The 18,054-nt window shown below is 47.2% G+C and carries 21 protein-coding genes; 4 read left to right on the top strand and 17 right to left on the bottom strand.

Features of this window, described 5'->3' with window-relative positions; all coding sequences use genetic code 11:
* Nucleotides 1–35 precede the first annotated feature (35 nt).
* Nucleotides 36–1,244, bottom strand: a complete 1,209-nt coding sequence (locus I2B62_RS10135; protein ID WP_195268838.1) for an MFS transporter — start codon at nucleotides 1,242–1,244, stop codon at nucleotides 36–38.
* Between the two features lie 299 nt (nucleotides 1,245–1,543).
* Here I2B62_RS10135 and I2B62_RS10130 point away from each other — a divergent pair, with 299 nt between their 5' ends.
* The 3 genes from I2B62_RS10130 to I2B62_RS10120 are packed head-to-tail and all read left to right on the top strand — an operon-like array spanning nucleotide 1,544 to nucleotide 4,993.
* Nucleotides 1,544–3,214 (top strand): glutamine--tRNA ligase/YqeY domain fusion protein, encoded by a 1,671-nt coding sequence (locus tag I2B62_RS10130; protein ID WP_096919760.1) that lies wholly within the window; start codon nucleotides 1,544–1,546, stop codon nucleotides 3,212–3,214.
* A gap of 28 nt (nucleotides 3,215–3,242) precedes the next feature.
* On the top strand, nucleotides 3,243–4,544 hold the full coding sequence (locus I2B62_RS10125; protein ID WP_195268837.1) for a phenylacetate--CoA ligase: 1,302 nt from the start codon (nucleotides 3,243–3,245) through the stop codon (nucleotides 4,542–4,544).
* A gap of 11 nt (nucleotides 4,545–4,555) precedes the next feature.
* Entirely contained in the window at nucleotides 4,556–4,993 is a 438-nt protein-coding gene (locus I2B62_RS10120; protein WP_195268836.1) for an amino acid-binding protein, read from the top strand.
* Between the two features lie 72 nt (nucleotides 4,994–5,065).
* Here I2B62_RS10120 and I2B62_RS10115 read toward each other — a convergent pair whose 3' ends face one another.
* Nucleotides 5,066–5,371, bottom strand: a complete 306-nt coding sequence (locus tag I2B62_RS10115) for a pyridoxamine 5'-phosphate oxidase family protein (RefSeq protein WP_096919757.1) — start codon at nucleotides 5,369–5,371, stop codon at nucleotides 5,066–5,068.
* Between the two features lie 120 nt (nucleotides 5,372–5,491).
* On the opposite strand from I2B62_RS10115, the gene I2B62_RS10110 reads away from it, so the two are divergent.
* On the top strand, nucleotides 5,492–5,872 hold the full coding sequence (locus I2B62_RS10110) for a helix-turn-helix domain-containing protein (protein ID WP_195268835.1): 381 nt from the start codon (nucleotides 5,492–5,494) through the stop codon (nucleotides 5,870–5,872).
* Nucleotides 5,873–5,913: 41 nt separating this feature from the next.
* Here I2B62_RS10110 and I2B62_RS10105 read toward each other — a convergent pair whose 3' ends face one another.
* The 15 genes from I2B62_RS10105 to I2B62_RS10035 all read right to left on the bottom strand — a co-directional run bounded on the left by I2B62_RS10105 (nucleotide 5,914) and on the right by I2B62_RS10035 (nucleotide 18,047).
* A complete protein-coding gene (locus tag I2B62_RS10105) occupies nucleotides 5,914–6,123 on the bottom strand; it encodes a helix-turn-helix domain-containing protein (RefSeq protein WP_243259476.1) in 210 nt (69 codons plus the stop codon).
* A gap of 15 nt (nucleotides 6,124–6,138) precedes the next feature.
* Nucleotides 6,139–6,804 carry a hypothetical protein gene (locus tag I2B62_RS10100; RefSeq protein WP_195268833.1) on the bottom strand — a complete coding sequence of 222 codons (666 nt, stop codon included), beginning with the start codon at nucleotides 6,802–6,804 and terminating at the stop codon, nucleotides 6,139–6,141.
* Complete coding sequence (locus I2B62_RS10095; protein WP_195268832.1) at nucleotides 6,785–8,023, bottom strand: MFS transporter; 1,239 nt, start codon at nucleotides 8,021–8,023, stop codon at nucleotides 6,785–6,787. The genes I2B62_RS10100 and I2B62_RS10095 overlap by 20 nt, the downstream gene beginning before the upstream one ends.
* Nucleotides 8,024–8,636: 613 nt before the next feature.
* Nucleotides 8,637–9,203, bottom strand: a complete 567-nt coding sequence (locus I2B62_RS10090) for a D-Ala-D-Ala carboxypeptidase family metallohydrolase (RefSeq protein WP_195268831.1) — start codon at nucleotides 9,201–9,203, stop codon at nucleotides 8,637–8,639.
* 73 nt (nucleotides 9,204–9,276) lie between these two features.
* Nucleotides 9,277–9,516, bottom strand: a complete 240-nt coding sequence (locus I2B62_RS10085) for a DUF2922 domain-containing protein (protein WP_195268830.1) — start codon at nucleotides 9,514–9,516, stop codon at nucleotides 9,277–9,279.
* Nucleotides 9,517–9,651: 135 nt separating this feature from the next.
* Entirely contained in the window at nucleotides 9,652–9,876 is a 225-nt protein-coding gene (locus I2B62_RS10080) for a hypothetical protein (RefSeq protein WP_195268829.1), read from the bottom strand.
* Nucleotides 9,877–9,982: 106 nt separating this feature from the next.
* Nucleotides 9,983–10,561 (bottom strand): sigma-70 family RNA polymerase sigma factor, encoded by a 579-nt coding sequence (locus I2B62_RS10075; RefSeq protein ID WP_195268828.1) that lies wholly within the window; start codon nucleotides 10,559–10,561, stop codon nucleotides 9,983–9,985.
* On the bottom strand, nucleotides 10,558–10,683 hold the full coding sequence (locus I2B62_RS20800; protein WP_347707806.1) for a hypothetical protein: 126 nt from the start codon (nucleotides 10,681–10,683) through the stop codon (nucleotides 10,558–10,560). The genes I2B62_RS10075 and I2B62_RS20800 overlap by 4 nt, the downstream gene beginning before the upstream one ends.
* A gap of 216 nt (nucleotides 10,684–10,899) precedes the next feature.
* On the bottom strand, nucleotides 10,900–11,340 hold the full coding sequence (locus I2B62_RS10065; protein WP_195268827.1) for a hypothetical protein: 441 nt from the start codon (nucleotides 11,338–11,340) through the stop codon (nucleotides 10,900–10,902).
* The gene (locus tag I2B62_RS10060; protein ID WP_195268826.1) at nucleotides 11,337–12,050 is read right to left on the bottom strand and encodes a hypothetical protein; all 714 of its coding nucleotides are present in this window, start codon (nucleotides 12,048–12,050) and stop codon (nucleotides 11,337–11,339) included. The genes I2B62_RS10065 and I2B62_RS10060 overlap by 4 nt, the downstream gene beginning before the upstream one ends.
* Nucleotides 12,051–12,070: 20 nt before the next feature.
* Nucleotides 12,071–12,619 (bottom strand): hypothetical protein, encoded by a 549-nt coding sequence (locus I2B62_RS10055; protein WP_195268825.1) that lies wholly within the window; start codon nucleotides 12,617–12,619, stop codon nucleotides 12,071–12,073.
* 61 nt (nucleotides 12,620–12,680) lie between these two features.
* A complete protein-coding gene (locus I2B62_RS10050) occupies nucleotides 12,681–13,688 on the bottom strand; it encodes a hypothetical protein (RefSeq protein WP_195268824.1) in 1,008 nt (335 codons plus the stop codon).
* A 140-nt stretch (nucleotides 13,689–13,828) separates the two neighbouring features.
* Nucleotides 13,829–15,736 (bottom strand): cobalamin-binding protein, encoded by a 1,908-nt coding sequence (locus tag I2B62_RS10045; RefSeq protein ID WP_195268823.1) that lies wholly within the window; start codon nucleotides 15,734–15,736, stop codon nucleotides 13,829–13,831.
* Between the two features lie 26 nt (nucleotides 15,737–15,762).
* Entirely contained in the window at nucleotides 15,763–16,812 is a 1,050-nt protein-coding gene (locus I2B62_RS10040) for an NAD/NADP-dependent octopine/nopaline dehydrogenase family protein (RefSeq protein ID WP_195268822.1), read from the bottom strand.
* A gap of 23 nt (nucleotides 16,813–16,835) precedes the next feature.
* Nucleotides 16,836–18,047 carry an ATP-grasp domain-containing protein gene (locus I2B62_RS10035; protein WP_195268821.1) on the bottom strand — a complete coding sequence of 404 codons (1,212 nt, stop codon included), beginning with the start codon at nucleotides 18,045–18,047 and terminating at the stop codon, nucleotides 16,836–16,838.
* Between the last annotated feature and the right edge of the window lie 7 nt (nucleotides 18,048–18,054).

The raw sequence follows: 18,054 nt of genomic DNA, 5'->3' as shown, positions 1-18,054 counted from the left end.
ATTTTTACTCTCCTTTTTTTGTTAATGCGCTGTTTTTACGCTTTACTGCTTTCCGGGAAGCTTTTCTTCTCAATGGCCGATACAAATATTTCGGCCACAAAGAGCACGGCCAGTATGACGGCTGAAATAATCCATGTCTTTACGAAGGAATCGGTATGCATGAGCTGTGTCAGCCAGGTGGCGTAGTAGGTGCTCACAAAGGAGCCGATGCCGTAAACCGCGGTCGAAATGGATACCGAATCGTCGTAACGAGACTTTGGTACAATCGCAAAGCCCTGGGCGTAAGCGTATGAAAAAGCGTACTTATAGGTACAGCCCCCGATGGTCCCCACCACCAGCACGGTCGCCACAGATGGGAAAAGAATCAGAATAAACAGCGACAGCGCGGCTACAAGATAGCAGACTGTGATGGTCTGACGCTTCAGCCTGCTGTAGACAAAGCCAAAGCCCAGGCAGAGCACAAACCCGGCCAGGGATTTAACCGAGGCCGAAATCCCCGCCAGCTCTGTCCCGCCGATACCGTTTTCCATAATGTAGGAGGACAGGTAATAAAGAACCGTGCCGCCCAATACCACATTCATGACAAACCAGCCAAAGCTCATCCACCAAAAGCGCCAGCCAAGGGCTTCTCTTTCACCCTTTCCCCCGGCCTGCTCCACACTCTGGCTTTCCGGCCGGATACTGGGAATAAATAAGACCAGCAGAAGCACCATCGGTACCGCTGACCAGTAAATTTTAAAGACATTCTGCCACGCGCCGCTGGCGGCCAGAATACCGGCCACATAGCTGAAGATAACACCCACAAGGCTCAGCGCCGCGTTGTAGTAGCCCGTAATCTTCGCCCTTTTTGTCTCATCCTCATAAAGATCCGCGATCAGGGCAACGGCTACAACATTAACCACCCCCGAACCAATCCCCACCAGGGTCCGCATGATGCACATGTATAAAAAATCATCGACTAAAACACCGGCCACGGCGCCAACAGCAAAGATAACGCCCCCTGCGATCATAACCGTCCGCTTGTTCACCTTTTTCAGCACCACGCCGGTGAGCAGCGACGCAATGACCACGATGAGCATTGGCCCCGAAATAAAATAATTGATATAGCCCATTGAATCCGGATAGGCCTGGTACAACAGACCAATTACAGGATTAATGGCCAGGTCCGCCATAACGGCAATCGCTGTGGCCATAATCGCGATGACTGCCAACGTTTTCTTAGACTGTGACATTTCCACTGACATAACAACCTCTCCTTAAAACATCTGATTTACTGCTTTTAACCCCTGCTCTCCCATAAAACACACTTTTTTACTCCTTCTCATTATTTGAGCACGATTAAATTTGAGTATGCTCAAATTATATTGCCTTTAATTTGGTTTGTCAAGACTAAATTTTGAAATTTCTGTATTTTACGTTTTTTAAAAGCCGTAAAACGCCGCAATTTCTCCCATAATATCCATCTTAACTATAGGCTTTTGGCTGATTTTATGATATTATTTTAGGAAGTATAAAAATCAAGCATTATAACAGGAGAGAATAGATGGAGACAAACGAAAAAACCAATTTTATTATCAACGCCATTGATGAGGATAACAAAAACCATGTGTATACCAACGAGCGTGTGCATACGCGTTTTCCACCCGAACCCAATGGCTATTTACATATCGGCCACGCCAAGGCCTCTTTGCTGAACTACCGCGTTGCCAAAAAGTACAACGGAAAGTTCAACCTGCGTTTTGACGATACCAACCCGGTCAAGGAAGACATTGAGTACGTCAACTCAATCAAGGAGGATTTATCCTGGCTGGGCATTGACTGGGAGGACCGCCTCTACTTTGCGTCCAGCTATTTTTCCAAAATGGCGGATTACGCGGTGGAGCTTATTAAAAAGGGGCTGGCCTTTGTGGATGACCTGAACGCCGACCAGATCCGTGAGTACCGGGGCACCCTCAAGGAGCCTGGCAAAGAGAGCCCTTACCGCAACCGCTCTGTATCCGAAAACCTCGAGCTTTTTGAAAAAATGAAGGCCGGCGAATTTGAAGAGGGCGTCAAGGTGCTCCGCGCTAAAATCGACATGGGCAGCCCGAATATGAACATGCGGGACCCAGTCATTTACCGCATCCTGCACACCAAGCACCCCAACACCGATGAGGACTGGTACATCTACCCCATGTACGACTTTGCCCATCCGGTGGAGGACGCCATCGAGGGCATCACCCATTCCCTGTGCACCCTGGAGTTTGAAGACCACCGTCCTTTCTACGACTGGGTTCTGGCCAACCTGGACGATTTTAAGGCTGAGCATCCCCGCCAGATCGAGTTTGCCAAGCTGAACCTGTCCGGCACCATCATGGGCAAGCGCTACCTGAAAAGGCTGGTGGACGAGGGCATCGTGGACGGCTGGGACGACCCGAGGCTGGCGACCATCTCTGGTATGCGCCGCCGTGGTTACACCCCGGAGGCCATCCAGGCCTTCTGTGAGGAAATCGGTGTGGCCAAGGCCAACTCCACTGTGGACATCGCCATGCTGGAGCATTTTATCCGTGACGACCTGAAGCTGAAGGCGCCGCGTGTCAACGCTGTGCTCGACCCTCTCAAGGTCACCATTACCAATTATCCCGAGGACCAGATCGAATGGCTTGAAATTGAAACCAACCTGGATGTACCGGAAATGGGCATGCACAAAATGCCCTTTGGCCGTGAAATCTATGTCGAGAAATCCGACTTTATGGAGGTTCCGGTCAAGAAATACTTCCGCCTCTTCCCGGGCAACGAGGTCCGCCTGAGAGGCGCATACTTCATTACCTGCAATGAGGTGGTTAAGGATGCAGACGGCGAGGTCATCGAGCTGAAATGCACCTATGATCCGGAGACAAAATCCGGCTCTGGTTTTACAGGCCGCAAGGTCAAGGGAACCATCCACTGGGTATCTGCCGCCGAAGGGAAACAGGTCGAAGTCCATATGCTGAACCCGCTGCTCAAGGACGAAGAAGGCTTTGACGCCGACACCTTCCTCGATAAGATCAACCCGGATTCGCTGCAGAAGATCACCGCCTGGGTCGAACCGCGTGTAATGGAGGCCGCCCCTTACGATAAATTCCAGTTTGTCCGCCAGGGTTATTTCTCCGTGGATCCCAAATATTCAACCGCGGAAAATCCGGTCTTTAACCAGGTGGTGCCGCTCAAGAGTTCCTGGCGTCCCGGCAAATAGAGCATAAAACATCGAGGAGTAAATAAATATGATTTGGTCATTAAAAGAAACCCTGCCCCGTGAAGAAATCCGTGAAATTCAATTCAAACGTCTGAAAAAAACACTCAAGCACGTGTACAAAAATGTGCCCTACTACCGAAACCTGTTTAAGGCCAATAAAATCAAGCCTGAGGATATCCGCTCTCTGGAGGATCTGCGTTTCCTCCCCTTCACCACCAAGGAGGACCTGCGGATGAACTATCCCTTTGGCCTGTTCGCGGTGCCTAAGGAAAAAATCGTGCGCTACCACGCGTCCTCCGGTACCACCGGCAACCCCACCGTGGTGGGCTACACCAGGAAGGATCTTGAAACCTGGGCCGAATGTATCGCCCGCCTGGTTACCATGGGCGGCGTGACAAAACGGGATACCGCCCATGTATCCTTTGGCTACGGCCTGTTCACCGGGGCTTTTGGCCTGCACCAGGGCCTTGAAAAGGTGGGCGCCGGGGTCGTGCCCATGTCCAGCGGCAATACCCAGAAGCAGATAAAAATCATGAAGGATTTTGGCGCCACCGTCCTCATCGGCACGCCATCCTACGCGCTGCGCCTGGCCGAAGTGGCCCAGGATATGGGCCTGGATCCGGCAGTGGATTTAAACCTGCGGGTCGGCTGTTTTGGCGGCGAGGGCTCCACCGAGGCCATGCGCGCCAAGATCAACGAGGCCTTTGGCCTGTTCGCCACTGAAAACTACGGGATGAGCGAGCTCATCGGGCCCGGTGTCTCCGGCGAGTGCCCTGCGCTCACCGGCATGCACATCAATGAGGACCATTTTATCGCGGAAATCATTGACCCGGTCACCCTGGAGGTACTGCCAGAGGGCGAAACCGGCGAGCTGGTCATCACCCCCATCACCAAGCAGGCCCTGCCGCTGATCCGTTACCGCACCAAGGATATCACCCATCTCGACTACACCACCTGCGCCTGTGGCCGCACCACGGCCCGCATGGCTAAAATCGAAGGCCGTACCGACGATATGCTCATCATCAGCGGCGTCAATGTCTTCCCGTCTCAGATTGAGGAAGTGCTGCTGAGCATTGACGGCATTGGCTCCAACTATCTGATTACCGTGAGCAAGAAGGGGTATCTGGATAAAATCGAGATTGATGTGGAGGTGGTCGACCACGACCTGCTGGATTCGGTGACCAAGCTGGAAGCGCTTTACTCCGAAATCAAGACCAAGCTGCACACCATTCTGGGAATCCACCCAACCATCCACCTCGTTGAACCCAAGAGCTTAAAACGTTCCGAAGGAAAGGCCCAGCGTGTCCTCGACCTTCGGGGCGAAAAATAAGGAGACCCGATATGTTAATTAAACAATTATCCATTTTTATCGAAAACAAAAAAGGACACCTCGCCAGCATCACCAAGGTGATCTGTGACGCCGGAATTGATATCCGGGCCATCTCGGTTTTTGACAGCTCCGAGTTCGGCATTCTCCGTCTGGTTGTCAACGAGCCCTACAAAGCCGCTGAGCTTTTGAAGGAAGCCGGCCATGTGGCCAAAATGACCGATGTGCTGGCCGTTGAGCCTGAGGACCGTATCGGAGCCATGTACCGCATTTTTGACACCCTGTCCGATAATGACATCAATGTGGAATACGTCTATTCCTTTGTCATGCGCAATCAAAGTGCCATGCCGCTGGTGATCATGAAAACCAGCGATCAGGAAAAAGCCATCGAGGTGCTCAAGAGCTCTGGCGTCATCGTCCTGCCAAAGGAAGAGGTGTATCAGGTCGACTAAAAACCTTTTTCAGACAAAAAAATCACAGGGCCTCACCGCCCTGTGATTTTTTTATTTTATTCCTGAACAGGATTACAGCAATTCCTCGGCCTTTTCAGGTGTAAAAATAAGTTGTTTATCCTCTGCCTTAGCGGTTCCCTCGAGGCGGTAGCCCTTGGGGCCGCCGTCCATGGTCGCTGCCAGTACCCAGGCTTTCGGGTTGCTCAGCAGATTTTTCTGGGTCACTTCCATTTTGTAAATCCCAAAGGTGATGGTCTCGTCGCCAACCTCCCCTTTACCTGCGATAATCGGATGCGGAAGATTGTTTTCCCCCACTGTATCGATCACTACAAACGCTGAACCTTCAATTACTTTTTTGATGTCTTCCTGGATTTTCATCACCATGCTCCTTTATTTTTATTGGTAGCAGTTTACTCCGGATTTGCTATCTGGTATAATTATACTACCACAACGTAATGTAATCAATTACGCAGTTTATTATGAGTAGGTGAGAAAAAAATGAGCACTCCTGAAACACTTAAAAAACAAACCTGTACCAGCCACTGCCCCTGCGGCACTTACTGTCCCTTATCGGCGGCCCTGAGCCTCATCGGCGGCAAGTGGAAAATCCCGATTATCTGCGCCCTGAAGCAGGACGGCCCCACACGCTACAACGAGCTGAAGCGAAAGATCACGGGCATTACCAACACCATGCTCGCCAGCTCTCTGAAAGAGCTGGAAAGCAATGGGCTGATCTGCCGCAGGCAGTATGATGAAATGCCGGTCCGGGTAGAATACAGCCTGGCCGGGCCGGCTGAGGACCTGATCCCGGTTCTGTCCCAATTTGCGCTATGGGGAAAGCAGATGCACGATCAGGCCCCTCCCGCTGCACGCGAATAATTCGTTTTATTCAGGCGGCCGCAATGCGGAAATACAAGCATTCAGCCCTGCGTACCGCCTGCCGATCCATGCGCCACCGCGATGTGGTGGCGCTTTATCTTATGCTGCAGGTTCTGTCTGGAAATGCCTAAAACTCTGGCGCTTTTAGAAATATTGTAACAGTTCTCATGGAGCACCGTGAGCAGAATTTCTTTTTCATAGGCATGGAGGGCTTCTTTCAGGTCGCGTGTTTTTGTTTCTCCGCCATTCATTTTCATACCTCCGTTTCATCCAAATATCTGGTCGTAAGCCTTTTGATCAAAGGGGACCTTGCGCCCGACGCAGTCGTACTTTTTACACAGGCTGCAATTATCATAATCCTCGTCCCCTGAAAAGAGCAGCTCGGACACCGTGTAGCCTGGCTGCATATAGTTCTTGCCCGTCAGCCGGACCCCGATGGTCTCTGTCACGTCTCCGATGATCTCAAAAAGGGCCGGGTTATTGGCAATGGGCCAGTCGGGCAATGAGCCCGGATTCAGGCGGCCCATATGCTCAAAGCCAAAGTGTGTCTTTAAATAATGATCTACGGCGGCCCGGGCCTCTCTGAGCGCCGCGTATTTCAACAAATCGCGCGCCTCGTCCGAGGGCCCCTCCAGAGCGTCCAGTTCATCGCCCGCGGTTACCACGGTGGCGAAAACCCGCTCGGTTCCCTTCAGCTTTTCCGCCAGCAGGTGGCTTTCAAAAATTGTATCCCCGACCTGCACACGGTCCCTGCCCAGATCCTTTACCGGACACCACTTAATCATGGCTCTGGGCCTTACAAGCTTTTCGGCCGGGCCGGCCCAGCGGAGCAGCTCCTGACAGACCGTTGACTGCGGCTCCAGGTGCTTGTCTCTGGCAAAGCCCTCAATATCATAATGAATTTCCATAGGGTTAAATACGATTTTTTCCATTTTGTTTTCCGCCTTTCTCGCGATCACTTTTTATCATCAAGCAGGTCACCACCGCCAATAGCGCCATGACCAGCATAAGCTGATAGGCCAGTGTAAAGCTGCCTGTTGCCTTTTTAATTGCGCCGCCCGCATAATTGCCAATCATGGAGCCCAGCCCCAGCGAAAGGTTTAACAGCCCAAAAAGACGGGCCGTTTGATCCGGCGGCAGAATTCTGGAAACATAGGTGGGATGCAGGCCAAAAATGCCATTGTAGGTCAGGCCAAAGATGGCGCAGGCCAGAAGCGCTCCGGCCGCTCCGCCTAAAAAGACCACCGCGGCAATGGACAGCACCGATACGCTGTAGGTAATGAGCATGGCTGTTTTGGCCGAGGTGCGGTCTGCCAGCACCCCGGCAATAAAGCCGCTGAAGATGCCGATAAAGCCAAACAGGCTCCAGCAAAGCCCGGAGACCTGCCCGTTGAGCCCCAGATCCTCCTGCATGAGCGGAACAATGTAGCTCTGAAAGGGGATCAGGTAAAGGCCTGAAATCACCAGCAGCAGAACCAGCAGCAGATAATGCCGCCAGACGCCGCCGGCGGGCGGCGCCACCTCCGCAGCAGGCCTGGGCTCCCTGTCCACGCCGCGCTGTTTCACTCTGCCCGCGCTGTTTTTTTCAAGCGCGGTGATGGCGTAAATTCCCACAGCTCCGAGGAACAGGCTGATAACGCCAAAGACCAGCCACACCGTGTGTCCGTCACTGTTTTCAAGAAGCCACGGGATAAGCACACCGTTTAAAATCAAACCAAAGGAGGTTCCGCTGGAGATAATGCCCAGGCTCTTTCCCCGGTTCTTCTCCTGGATGTTTTCTGCCACAAAGGCCACCATGGGGATCCACGAGGTGGCGGCAAAAATTCCCTGAAGGGTGACCACCCCGAGCAGCACCCAGGGGTTATTCACAAAGGCCAGCAGTGTGACGCTGACCCCGCAGAGCACAACCGAGCCTGAAATCAGATGCCTGGCGCTGACCACGCTGCAAAGCAGCCCGCCAAGCAGAGAAAACAGCAGATAGGCGCCCTGATGAAAGGCGTTAATCCGGCCGACAAATTCATAGTCAATTCCCAGCTCTTTTACAATATTAGGGGTAATCATCGAAAAAATATATCTTCCAAAAGCAAAGGTAATCGTGATAAAGCCTGTCAGGCAGCAGACATAAATGAGCTCTCTGCGTCTTTCAGTCATGATAATCCCTTCCTTCTGTTTTTCAGTTTTTTAAAAATGTCCAGAGCCTTGCCGCCCCGGGAATCCGCGTCCTCATGACAGCGCGTCCTCTTTTTTCTCATATGGATCAAAATTTTTTCTATGACCCCCGGGGTTTCCAGGGCTCTGCACCCCTTTCCAAAATACCGCTCAGCGTCCAAAAGCTTCCGGGATATTTCCTGTTCACACCACTTTTTTCTAAATCCATTATACTTTCCTTTCCCTGTTTTAAACAAGCCTTTTCTGTCTAAAACAGATTAAATTTCCTGACACTATACCAACGCAATTTTCGTGCCAGTTCCTTCAATATTTTGGAGAAAGGGCTGTTTTTTTAAACACCTAAAATATCTTATAAAATCACAATTATTTTATAAAAACAGGTCTTTTGGGGAATCTGGATCTCCCTCTTCCTGCATAAAACCATTACACGCAAAATATGGCGACATTTCCTTTATTCACGCCATTGTCAACGTTTTAAGACCTGCTTTTTTTAGCGGTGCTCAATTTTTTGCACCAAAAAGGTTTTAAACAGCGGAAAAAAATAGAAAAATCTTGAGCTTTTTCAGACTTTTTTTAACAAATCGGGCATCTGCGCTCACGGCAGTACCTCCACATGCACATAGCCGCTGCTGTAATAGGGCAGCACATTCATGCCCAGCGTCTGGGCGGTCTGGGTCAGGTCCCCCACCCCCACGCCCGGACAGTACAGGTCCGCCGCGCAGCCCCGCTTGTGAAAGGACCAGCTGACGCCCCCGACCTCCTCGTTGCGCGCCGCACACCTTACCCCTGAGGTGATGATGACAGGCCGGTCATACCAGCACCGCAGGGCTTCGATTTTCTCTAAAAGCTCCGGCCGCATCTCGCAGGGCCAGCCGTCACAATAGCCCGCACAGTCACACCGGTATTCTGCCATGGCAAAATGAGGGGAGGCCATGAGCGGCTCCGGCTCTTCCGGCTCTGGCGCTTCAGCGGTTTCCTGCCCCTCTGCCGGGATTTCCGGCTCTGCGGGCCGCTCTGGCTCCTGTACCGCCTGCTCCACAACCGGCTCGGCCGTGGGTGCCGGCGGGGCGGTCTCCCCAGCCAGCCGGCCGAAAAAGACCAGGGCAGTCAGCGCGCAGACAGCCGTCAGTATGAAAGCCGCGCCTTTCTGACAAATGTTCATTCGTTTTTCCTTTCGCTTTTCGTTCATCCATAACCATCACTTTCCCGATAAAAAAGGGGCTTTCGCCCCTTACTTACACAGCTTCTTCAATGACCACATCGGTTTTGGTGGTGTCCACCTTCACGGCTCCGGCCACCTTTACCAGGCCAAACCCTTCGGGCAGAAAGGCGCCCTGGTCCACAATGGCCTGGGCCCCTGCCTTGATCTCGGCATCGGTAATGCCCTTCTTGTAATCGGGAATGGTGATTTTAAACTCCTTCCCGTCCGCACGCTGAAAATAAATGGTTAAATCCTTGCTGGTTGTTGCTGCCATGTTTGTTTCCTCCTGTTGTTTTAATTTTAATACCTGTCTGCGGCACGACGGGGGCGTCGTGCCCTACCTTTAGGCTGTAGGGAACCACGCCCCCGTGGTTCCGCGCTGTTTTCCATTGAGAACCTGTTGAAATCGCTATGCCACTTCGATGAGTTCCTCCGCGGTCACCTTTACCTGCTTTTCCCGGATGGGCTCCTGCATGCCGGTGATGGCCTTGGCGGTGCCCACAAAGGCGGCGTCGGTCACTTCGGGATCAATGTCCCCGTAGGTCTTAGAAGACTTGACGATCTTCCCTTCCCGTTCGCCATGGTTTACGGTCACCTTCATTCCAACGGATTCTACGCTTTTTTCAATTGCCATTTTCAACCTCCTGAATTGTATTTTGTCTGGCGTTTTGCCTTACACTTATACAATAGGATTTTGACTGCAAAAACATCCCTTTCTTAAAAAACTTTTTTCTAAATTTTTACAGCGCTATGCCAAAAGCCTTTCTAAGACGCTGGATACCGCTTTTCCGCCGCTTCTCAATGGTGCTGACTGGCGCTCCCTTCATGGCAGCGATGGCTTTGACAGACAATCCTCTGTAATACCGCAGCTCCAGTACTTCTTTCTGCTCTGGCGAAAGCTCCCGCATCTCTTGGTTCAGCTTAAGGCACAAGGCTGTTTTCACCTCGGCTTCTCTTGCCTCCCCGCTGATTTCCATGGCGAGACGCTCCTGATGGGCGTACAGGCTCTGATCCTCCATGGTGCACTGCCTTTCTTTCGCGTTTTTCTTGGCCTGCTCCACAAAGTGGTGAAACAGCCGGTTTTTCAAATAAAAGGGAAAGACCACGCCCAGCTCAGCCTGGTAGGCGCTCAGCGTTTCCAGCAGCACCACACTGGCTTCCTGCAGGCCATCCTCATAATCTGCCGGGTCGTAGATGTATTTTTGCACCATGGACAGCATTAAAGGCTGAAAGGTGTGCAGCAGCAGTTCAAAAGCGTTTTCATCGCCTGCCTTTGCATCCCTTACCCACGCATCTACCAGCTTGTACTGCTTTTTCATTCGTCCTCCTCCCGGATACTCTTAAGCGCAAGGACAATGCCCGGGTAACGGCTCTCCACCGAATCCGAAAAATCATTAAACAAGTCCTCGGCCTCCTCATCGCTTCTCGCGAAAAAGCCCATGTCTAAAAAGCACTCAGCCTTGACCCGGTAGGCTCGTCTCCGCCCGATGATCCCCGGGCCGGCTCCATAAAAATTTTGCGTATGTATGGCGCACCTCCTGTATGTATATATATAATATATAAAATAATAATGTTATTGTTATTTATGTCGACACGGGTGTCGGTGATTTGGCGTCCACTTTTTGTTTTTTCCAAAATTTGCCGACACCCGTGTCGGTCATGCCTGTGGACAGCTTTTTCCGGAATCCTTCTCCGGTTCCAGTAAAAAGGACTCCGGATTACCTGCGTAATCGTAAACCATGGTCACCTTTTGGGATAACACATGCTTTATTTCGCACGGCTTTACATTGGGGCGCAGGGGAACCATGGTGTAGATCCCCGCGCCTTTGGCATTGCCCTTTTGATAGATGATCCGCCCCTTATCCTCAAGCTCCTGCCGGTAACGCATCATCTGCCGTTCTGAGCAGTGCATCACATCGGTGATCCGTTTGTTGCCAATGACAAACTCTACGCGCCAGAGCCATTCGCCGGAGGTCGTGAGCAGGGCACACCAGCTGTTAAACACCATGAGCACCACCCATAAGGAGAAAGCTCCTGAGCTCAGCGCGTGATCCTCCAGCCACTCAAACAGATAGCGGATCTCCTTGAAAAAGCTCAAGCCCCATACTCCACAATAAAACGGATATCCTCAAACAGCGCTTCCTTATGCTTAAGGCGGCTGATCTCTTTGTCAAGATGGGCAAGATTGCGGTGAAGCGCCCCGTTTGTAGACGCTTGCTTCTCAAGGGCTTCTGTCAGAATTGATATAGTTTTATCCTTTGCGTAATCAATGCTGCCCAGGGACTCCAGATACACAAAGGGCGGATAACAGCCTGTAATGATGGCGCAGAAGCGGCCCGCTTCCCGCCTCAGGCTGGCGGCTCCCATAAGCCTGAGCGTATCACCGTTTACCAGATAGGCCGGATGCTGTTTTCCGTCTGAGCACAGGACCCGTTCCATTCTCACGCCGCCGGGAAGCGCTATCTTCTCCAGAAAATCTCTACGACAGCGAAGCCCCAGATAATCACAGAGATCTGTCGCCACATACCAGTGGGCCCGGACCTCAAAGAGATCACGATCTCCCTTCATCTCGTTGATCAGCTTTTTGAGATGGATGATCTGATCCATCAAAGCGCCCGACTCATTGTCACGGGCGGTCATCAGACGCTCTTTAAGCTTCGATATTTCATGGTGTAAAACAGAGACGTGCAGCTCACGCTTTTCCTGGATCAGCGCGCAGCGTACATCGGTGTATTCGGATAATTCCAGGGTTTTTTCCTCAACAATAATGGTTTCCTGATCGATTTTTCGGTTTAATATTTCTTTCATTTTCAGTCCTCCTCTTAGGCTTAATCCACTTTTAAAACAACAGGAACGGATACATTACAGCGCACTTCAAGACCTGCCCTCTGAGGCTCACAGCTAAACAGCCAGCCGCAAAGCGCATCCCACTCCGTGAAAACCAGGTGGTCATATTTCGTTTTATTCACCGTTTTGCACTTAGCATCAAGCATCTTTTTCACTCCTGCTTTATCCACAAAATTTTTGTACTGAACACGTTCTGGGTTTCCTGGATGCGGGATGGGTAAAACCCGCACGCCCAGCCCATTAAAATGCCGGCTGGTATAGCGGCCGGTTTTTTTAAAGCCCAGTACCCGTTCCACATCCGTGGTGGCGTAGAACATCTTTCGCCCGCCAACACAGAGGGTATCCACCTTACCATAGGCGCTGTGCTCCAGTTTATGATAGCTTTGGAGAATTCTTTTTACTTTTTCCGGAAGTTTGACGACAAAATGCTCCCGCTGGGAACCATGGTTATTTTGACCGCATGGAACCGCTCCCTTTTCCGCTGTTTTTTTGGAAAAAGTGTTTTGTTTCTTTTGTACTGATTTCTTCATCTTCAGTACCTCCTCATTCAATTATTGACCCGCGCTTTCCTGCGCTGACCTTGACTCTATTCTACAGCCTGATGGCCTGTGTGAGAATGTACTCGGAGTTGGACTTTTTTCCTGGAACCGGCTTTTTCCAGAGGGGATCGCCGTTGGTGTCTGAGCATTTCAGGCGCAGCAGGCTGTACCAGTTTTCAACACGGATGATCCCGTCTATCAAACGGGCGGCAAAGGCCTGTGCCCAGGCTGCCAGCTGGTGCAGCCGGTTTTTTCTGGCGTCCTTGCGGTCAGGCTTCCCGCTCTTGCCGGGGCCTGGTATACCAGCCTCTGGCCGCAGGCCCAGAGGACCCTGGACAACCTTTTTGGCATAGGTTGCGTTTTTCTGAAAATCCCGCCTTCTGGCCTCGGCCTGCTCTTCCTCAAAATAGACCACCAGCTCCCCGGCCTCCAGCAGCTCTAAAATATCCTCGGTCAAAAGCTTCTCATAGACCTCGGAGCTGTAACGGCAGTGCTTGATCATCTCGAGGGTGAGCACCCGGTGGCAGTACTGGAGCTTTTTAAAGCAGGCGAATTCCCGCCGCTTTTTACAGTCGGGGCAAAAAAGAACCGGTATGAGGAAGATGGTGATCTCCTCATACCGGTTGATTACAATGCGCACCGCGAAACCATTACGGTTCAGCTTTCTAAGACACTTGCGTGTCTTTTTCCTGAGCCGTTTTTTATATTTTTTGTTGTAGCTTGTCAATACCGCCTTGCCGCTGGTCGTCCTTTTTAGGCGAGGCTTTCGCTTTCTTCTTCGTTTTGGCGGCTTTTGTTTTCCCCGCTCTTTTGCAGGCCCGGGCGCGGCGATGTCCAATACTTCCCTGTCAATCGGAATATCGTTCTGGCAGCGCAGCTCAAGGCCTTCGTTAAGGTTTAGCTCATATAGACGGGGAACCTTTTCGGTCGTTTTGATCATCGTTTCCACAAGCGCCCGCGCCGCCGGGGTTGGCGCTTTGAGGATGGCCTGGGCCGGGGTATCTTCTGGGGTGATGAGGGGGATTAAGGTGTAGTGGGATTCGGGCAGATGGATGGTCATAATGAGGGCTCCTTTGTTATTTTTGAATTTGGCGGGCCGTGAACGGATGGGGTTTAAAAAAAGAAAAACCGGCAAGCGATACGCATATTGCTATGCTTTCGCTTGCCGGTTGATTGGGATGTGTCCCGGAAACCATGGATTTAGCTATTGTTATTCATTTTCCTTAACTTCAAATTATACTCTGCATCTTTCAAATTACTCAAAGCGATCTCAATAAACGCTTCTGGCTGTATGATATCATTATTCTTATCGACCAGTTTCATACATCCACTAATTGGCTTTGTCCTCCAATTCTTTGCATGTTTAAATTCTTCAGTTTCTCCCCATAAATATGGGACCGGCAAGAATCCAGCTGAAAATATTTTATAAAATCCATCTGCTGAGTAAGGATTAACAATATTATCTTCAATAGCAGCTATTACTTTACGTGCTGCAGAAAGAAGTTCCATTTCACGACGGTTTACATTGCTATTTTTACTCATATCTTCAATATTTTTTTGCTTTCTAAGGGCTCGATATTTTTTTAATGCACAATGCGTAATCTGGACGCTTTCATTTATAATATCTGGTGTCGCCAACTGGGTTGCCTCAGAATAACTAACTACATGAATAATCGGTGGACTCATTTCATTATGAGGATCAATATCATCCATTAAAGCTGTTACTGCTGCCAATTGTATTTTTGCCTCATAAATGTCTGGCCTAAAATAATCAAGACCTGCTCTTGGCTGTAACAGCACAGTAAAGTCTTTATCTTCTAAACCTCGAATAAGTTTTAACATTGCTCTTGATTTTGCTAAATCCTGTACTCCCCAAGTAAATCTAGGCGTATTTAACATATTTTGCAAAATAAAAGTTTTGATTCCTAATTTTTTTGCAAGTACAGCTGCTAAGTATGCTGATACAATGTAGGTTACATCATCCGCTCCCCTAAAAGCAAAGTGGTGTGAAACATTTGCTTCGAATGGCTTTCCTGTTCCAGCAATATATCTTATTGTTTTAATATGCTCTTTTAAATTTGTATAAAGATCATAAGGACCTCTTTCATCAAGTTTATTAAACCACCAAAGTGATAGTGCATGCCAGCAAATGTTTATGGTTTTTTCATATATTTGTGCTAGTTCTGGTATATTTTTTGTCCCAGCATATGTTCTTACTAACAACGGTCTGGAAGATTCCCATATTTTTCTGTATTCTTCAGGAGAATTTATTGGTACACCGCCTCCATTTGCTTTATCCTGCCAGTTTTCAGCAAAATTCGATTGTGTTAGCTGCGAACTGCCAATTGACAAAATGTCCAAATAACCTGCTTCTGCCAAGCATTTAACCCAAACTAAAAACTGCTCCAATGATTCTTCACGTGATAATGTTGAGGAAAATGGTCCAACATGCGCTCTCATCAAAGGCTCAAATCCAATTTTTATATTTGATTCAAGCCTTTTTATTAAGGTATCTTTCATTGAACCAAGCCCAGTATACTGCGACTTATTTTTAGGTTCGTATTTCAAATATTCCTCTGAATCTATAAGTTTTTTGCCAAATTCCATTAACTGCTCATCATATTTACTTCCCATATATATATTACTTGGAATTTTGTTTTTAGGTACACCTAATTTAAATAAAGTCTCTCGGATAGACTCACCACCAATAAAAGTGACAACTAACCCTTTAAATTCTTTTTCAATTGCTTTACACGCTTTTGGTAGGCCGGCAAAAAAGATGCCTTCTATAGGACCTCCCTGAAATTTCATTAAATTTGCTTCTTTTAGGCTATTAACTAAGTATCCCATCATATTTAAAGCATCATTTTCGTCTAATCTATAACTAATTCCCAACTTTTGAATCTTTTTTGAACTAATCCAATCCAGCACACCTTTTCTCTGTATAGCATATTTATAATTATTCAACATTTTTGAGACTTTATCGTCCGCTACAACTACATCATATCCACAATCATATAATAGCTCGACTACTGTGTTAATTCCTAGAGTATGTGCATCTAACGCAGGCTTTATAAATCCATATTGAATACTTTTTTTCTCATTCATAGCGCAACCTCTTATACAAACAATTTTTATACATTTAGTAATGAATAATTTAAATCTCTCAGATTACGGCCACTTTTTCTAAAATCAACATCCATAAGTTTTGACGCTAAATCAATTATCAGTGTCGTATACTCCATATTAACACCTATTTTTTGACCAATCGCTTCTAATGGTACCAATCCACATGGAATGTCTTCAAAAATATATCTATGTTTTAAAGAAGAAGGAGCCTCGATATTTTTGTAAGCCTTATTATTTTGAATACAATCATAAATATTTTGACCAATTACATGATACGTTCGGATTAACCATTCTTTAGCTGATTCGACACGATATCCCATCTTAACTGAAACTTCAACTCTTTCCATATCAATCTTTTCAATTAACTCTCCAATTGTAGGTGTTATACCATCATAATAATATTTATAGGTGTTGGATAAACTTTCAGTCCATCCTGCATTTAGTAGTAATGGTGCGCAGTGTAAAATCATTCCTACATTCCCAATAGAAGTTTGAATCATAGAGTCACTTGATTTAAAATATTTTTTTATACAATCTGGCAAATAGCTGATGATACACTCACTCGATTCTAAATTTAATGCAGATATCAAAACGGAATCCTTTAATGCTATAATATTCACTGCATCCTCGGCTGTTTTTCTACAGGTGTAAATAATGGTCTGTGTTTCTGCAATAATCTGTTTATACTCACTATTGTATTTTTCAAAAGTATTCTTAAACTCCAGTGCGCCAAATGTTCTCCCGGGATTCAATACAATAACTGTAGATTTTTTGATTTTTTTGGCAATTAGTTCCGCCAGTTCTTTATGAGAATTAGCGGGTGTCGTGATTAATATTATATCTGGATTCTCCAATGCTTCGTCCATGCTATCTGTTACTGCATAAATCTTAATAATACCGTTTATTGTTCCTTCACAATAAATGGAATGTGTCTTAATAAGCTTTGATATTGTGGCCCGCGATCGATTCCATAAAGTCACCTGATTCCCTTCTTTGCTTAAATGTGCTGCCATAGAAATACCTGAATTTCCGGCACCAATTACAGTTATTCTCAAAATCTCTTCTCCTTTTAAGAATTTTATATTAAATCGTGAATCATGATATCTTTACCAGTATTTGTTAAAATTCCCACATTCTTATTAGCCAGTTTTTCTTTTGTATTAAGTTCTTCTATGGTATCAGCTGTTATCAAGTAGCCTGCCACTCTGTCACTGCTAGTCTTTGCTTTATCAATCAATGTTCCTTCTGATTTATATTTAAAATAATCATTAATTATCCCTTTTTCTTTTAGCTCTTTAAAATTATAAAGATTATTAAAAATGCCTTCTTCTACATAACAATAATTTAAATGTGCAAAGCTGTATTTCTTTGAGACTTTGATTTTTGGTGTTATTCCAGTGATTAAATCCACATAGCTACTCATTATGTTAAAACCTGTTAACGTCTCAATTAATTTATATTTAGTACCACCTCCCATCCTGGCACTAAATTCAATTATAAAAACATCCTGTCCAGAAACAATCATCTGAACTAATAGTGGTCCATCAGGCAAAGCGAAACACTCACAAATTGACTGCACCACCAATCCTATCTTCTTTATTATTTCATGGTCTAGATCAACTGGAAACCGACTTTGTACAATTGTAAAACCATTTGAGTTTTTAATTTTCTCAGATCTTGTGATTAACAGAATCTCTGCTTTACCATCACTTATAAATGCATCTAGAGATATTTCGAATCCTTCGATATATTCTTCAATAATTGCAGTTTTAGAACGGCTAAGATCTATCGCTTCTTTTATTCTTTGAAGCCCTTCTTCTGCATCAAAACTCTTTTGAACACCTTTTGAACTATTACAATCTGTAGGTTTAACAACAATTGGAAATTTAAATTCCGATAAATCAATACCCTTAACATCCGAAACTACTCTATGTTTAGCCGTTGGAATATCTGATTTATTCATTACATTTTTCATGTATTTTTTGTTGGTTACATTTAAAGCTTTCTCATATGAAATATAACATGGAAGTACCAATTCTTCTGATACTTTTGCAATACTCAGCAAGGCCTGATCTGTACAAGCCGTTGTAACCAGATCAACATTTTCTTTTACAGCAATTTTTTTTATTTCCTCTATGTCTAAAGTACTAACCTGATAGTGATTATCTGCAAAGTTTTTTGCTGGTGGATTTTCATAATAATCAATCAATATTGTTTCAAAGCCTCTTTTTTTAAGCTCCTGTATCAACGCAATTTGATCATAGCCTCCAGCTAATATAATAGCTTTCATTGATTCA

The sequence above is a fragment of the Eubacterium sp. 1001713B170207_170306_E7 genome (assembly GCF_015547515.1).
GTDB lineage: Bacteria > Bacillota > Clostridia > Eubacteriales > Eubacteriaceae > Eubacterium.
This window is presented reverse-complemented; position numbering and strand designations above follow the sequence as displayed.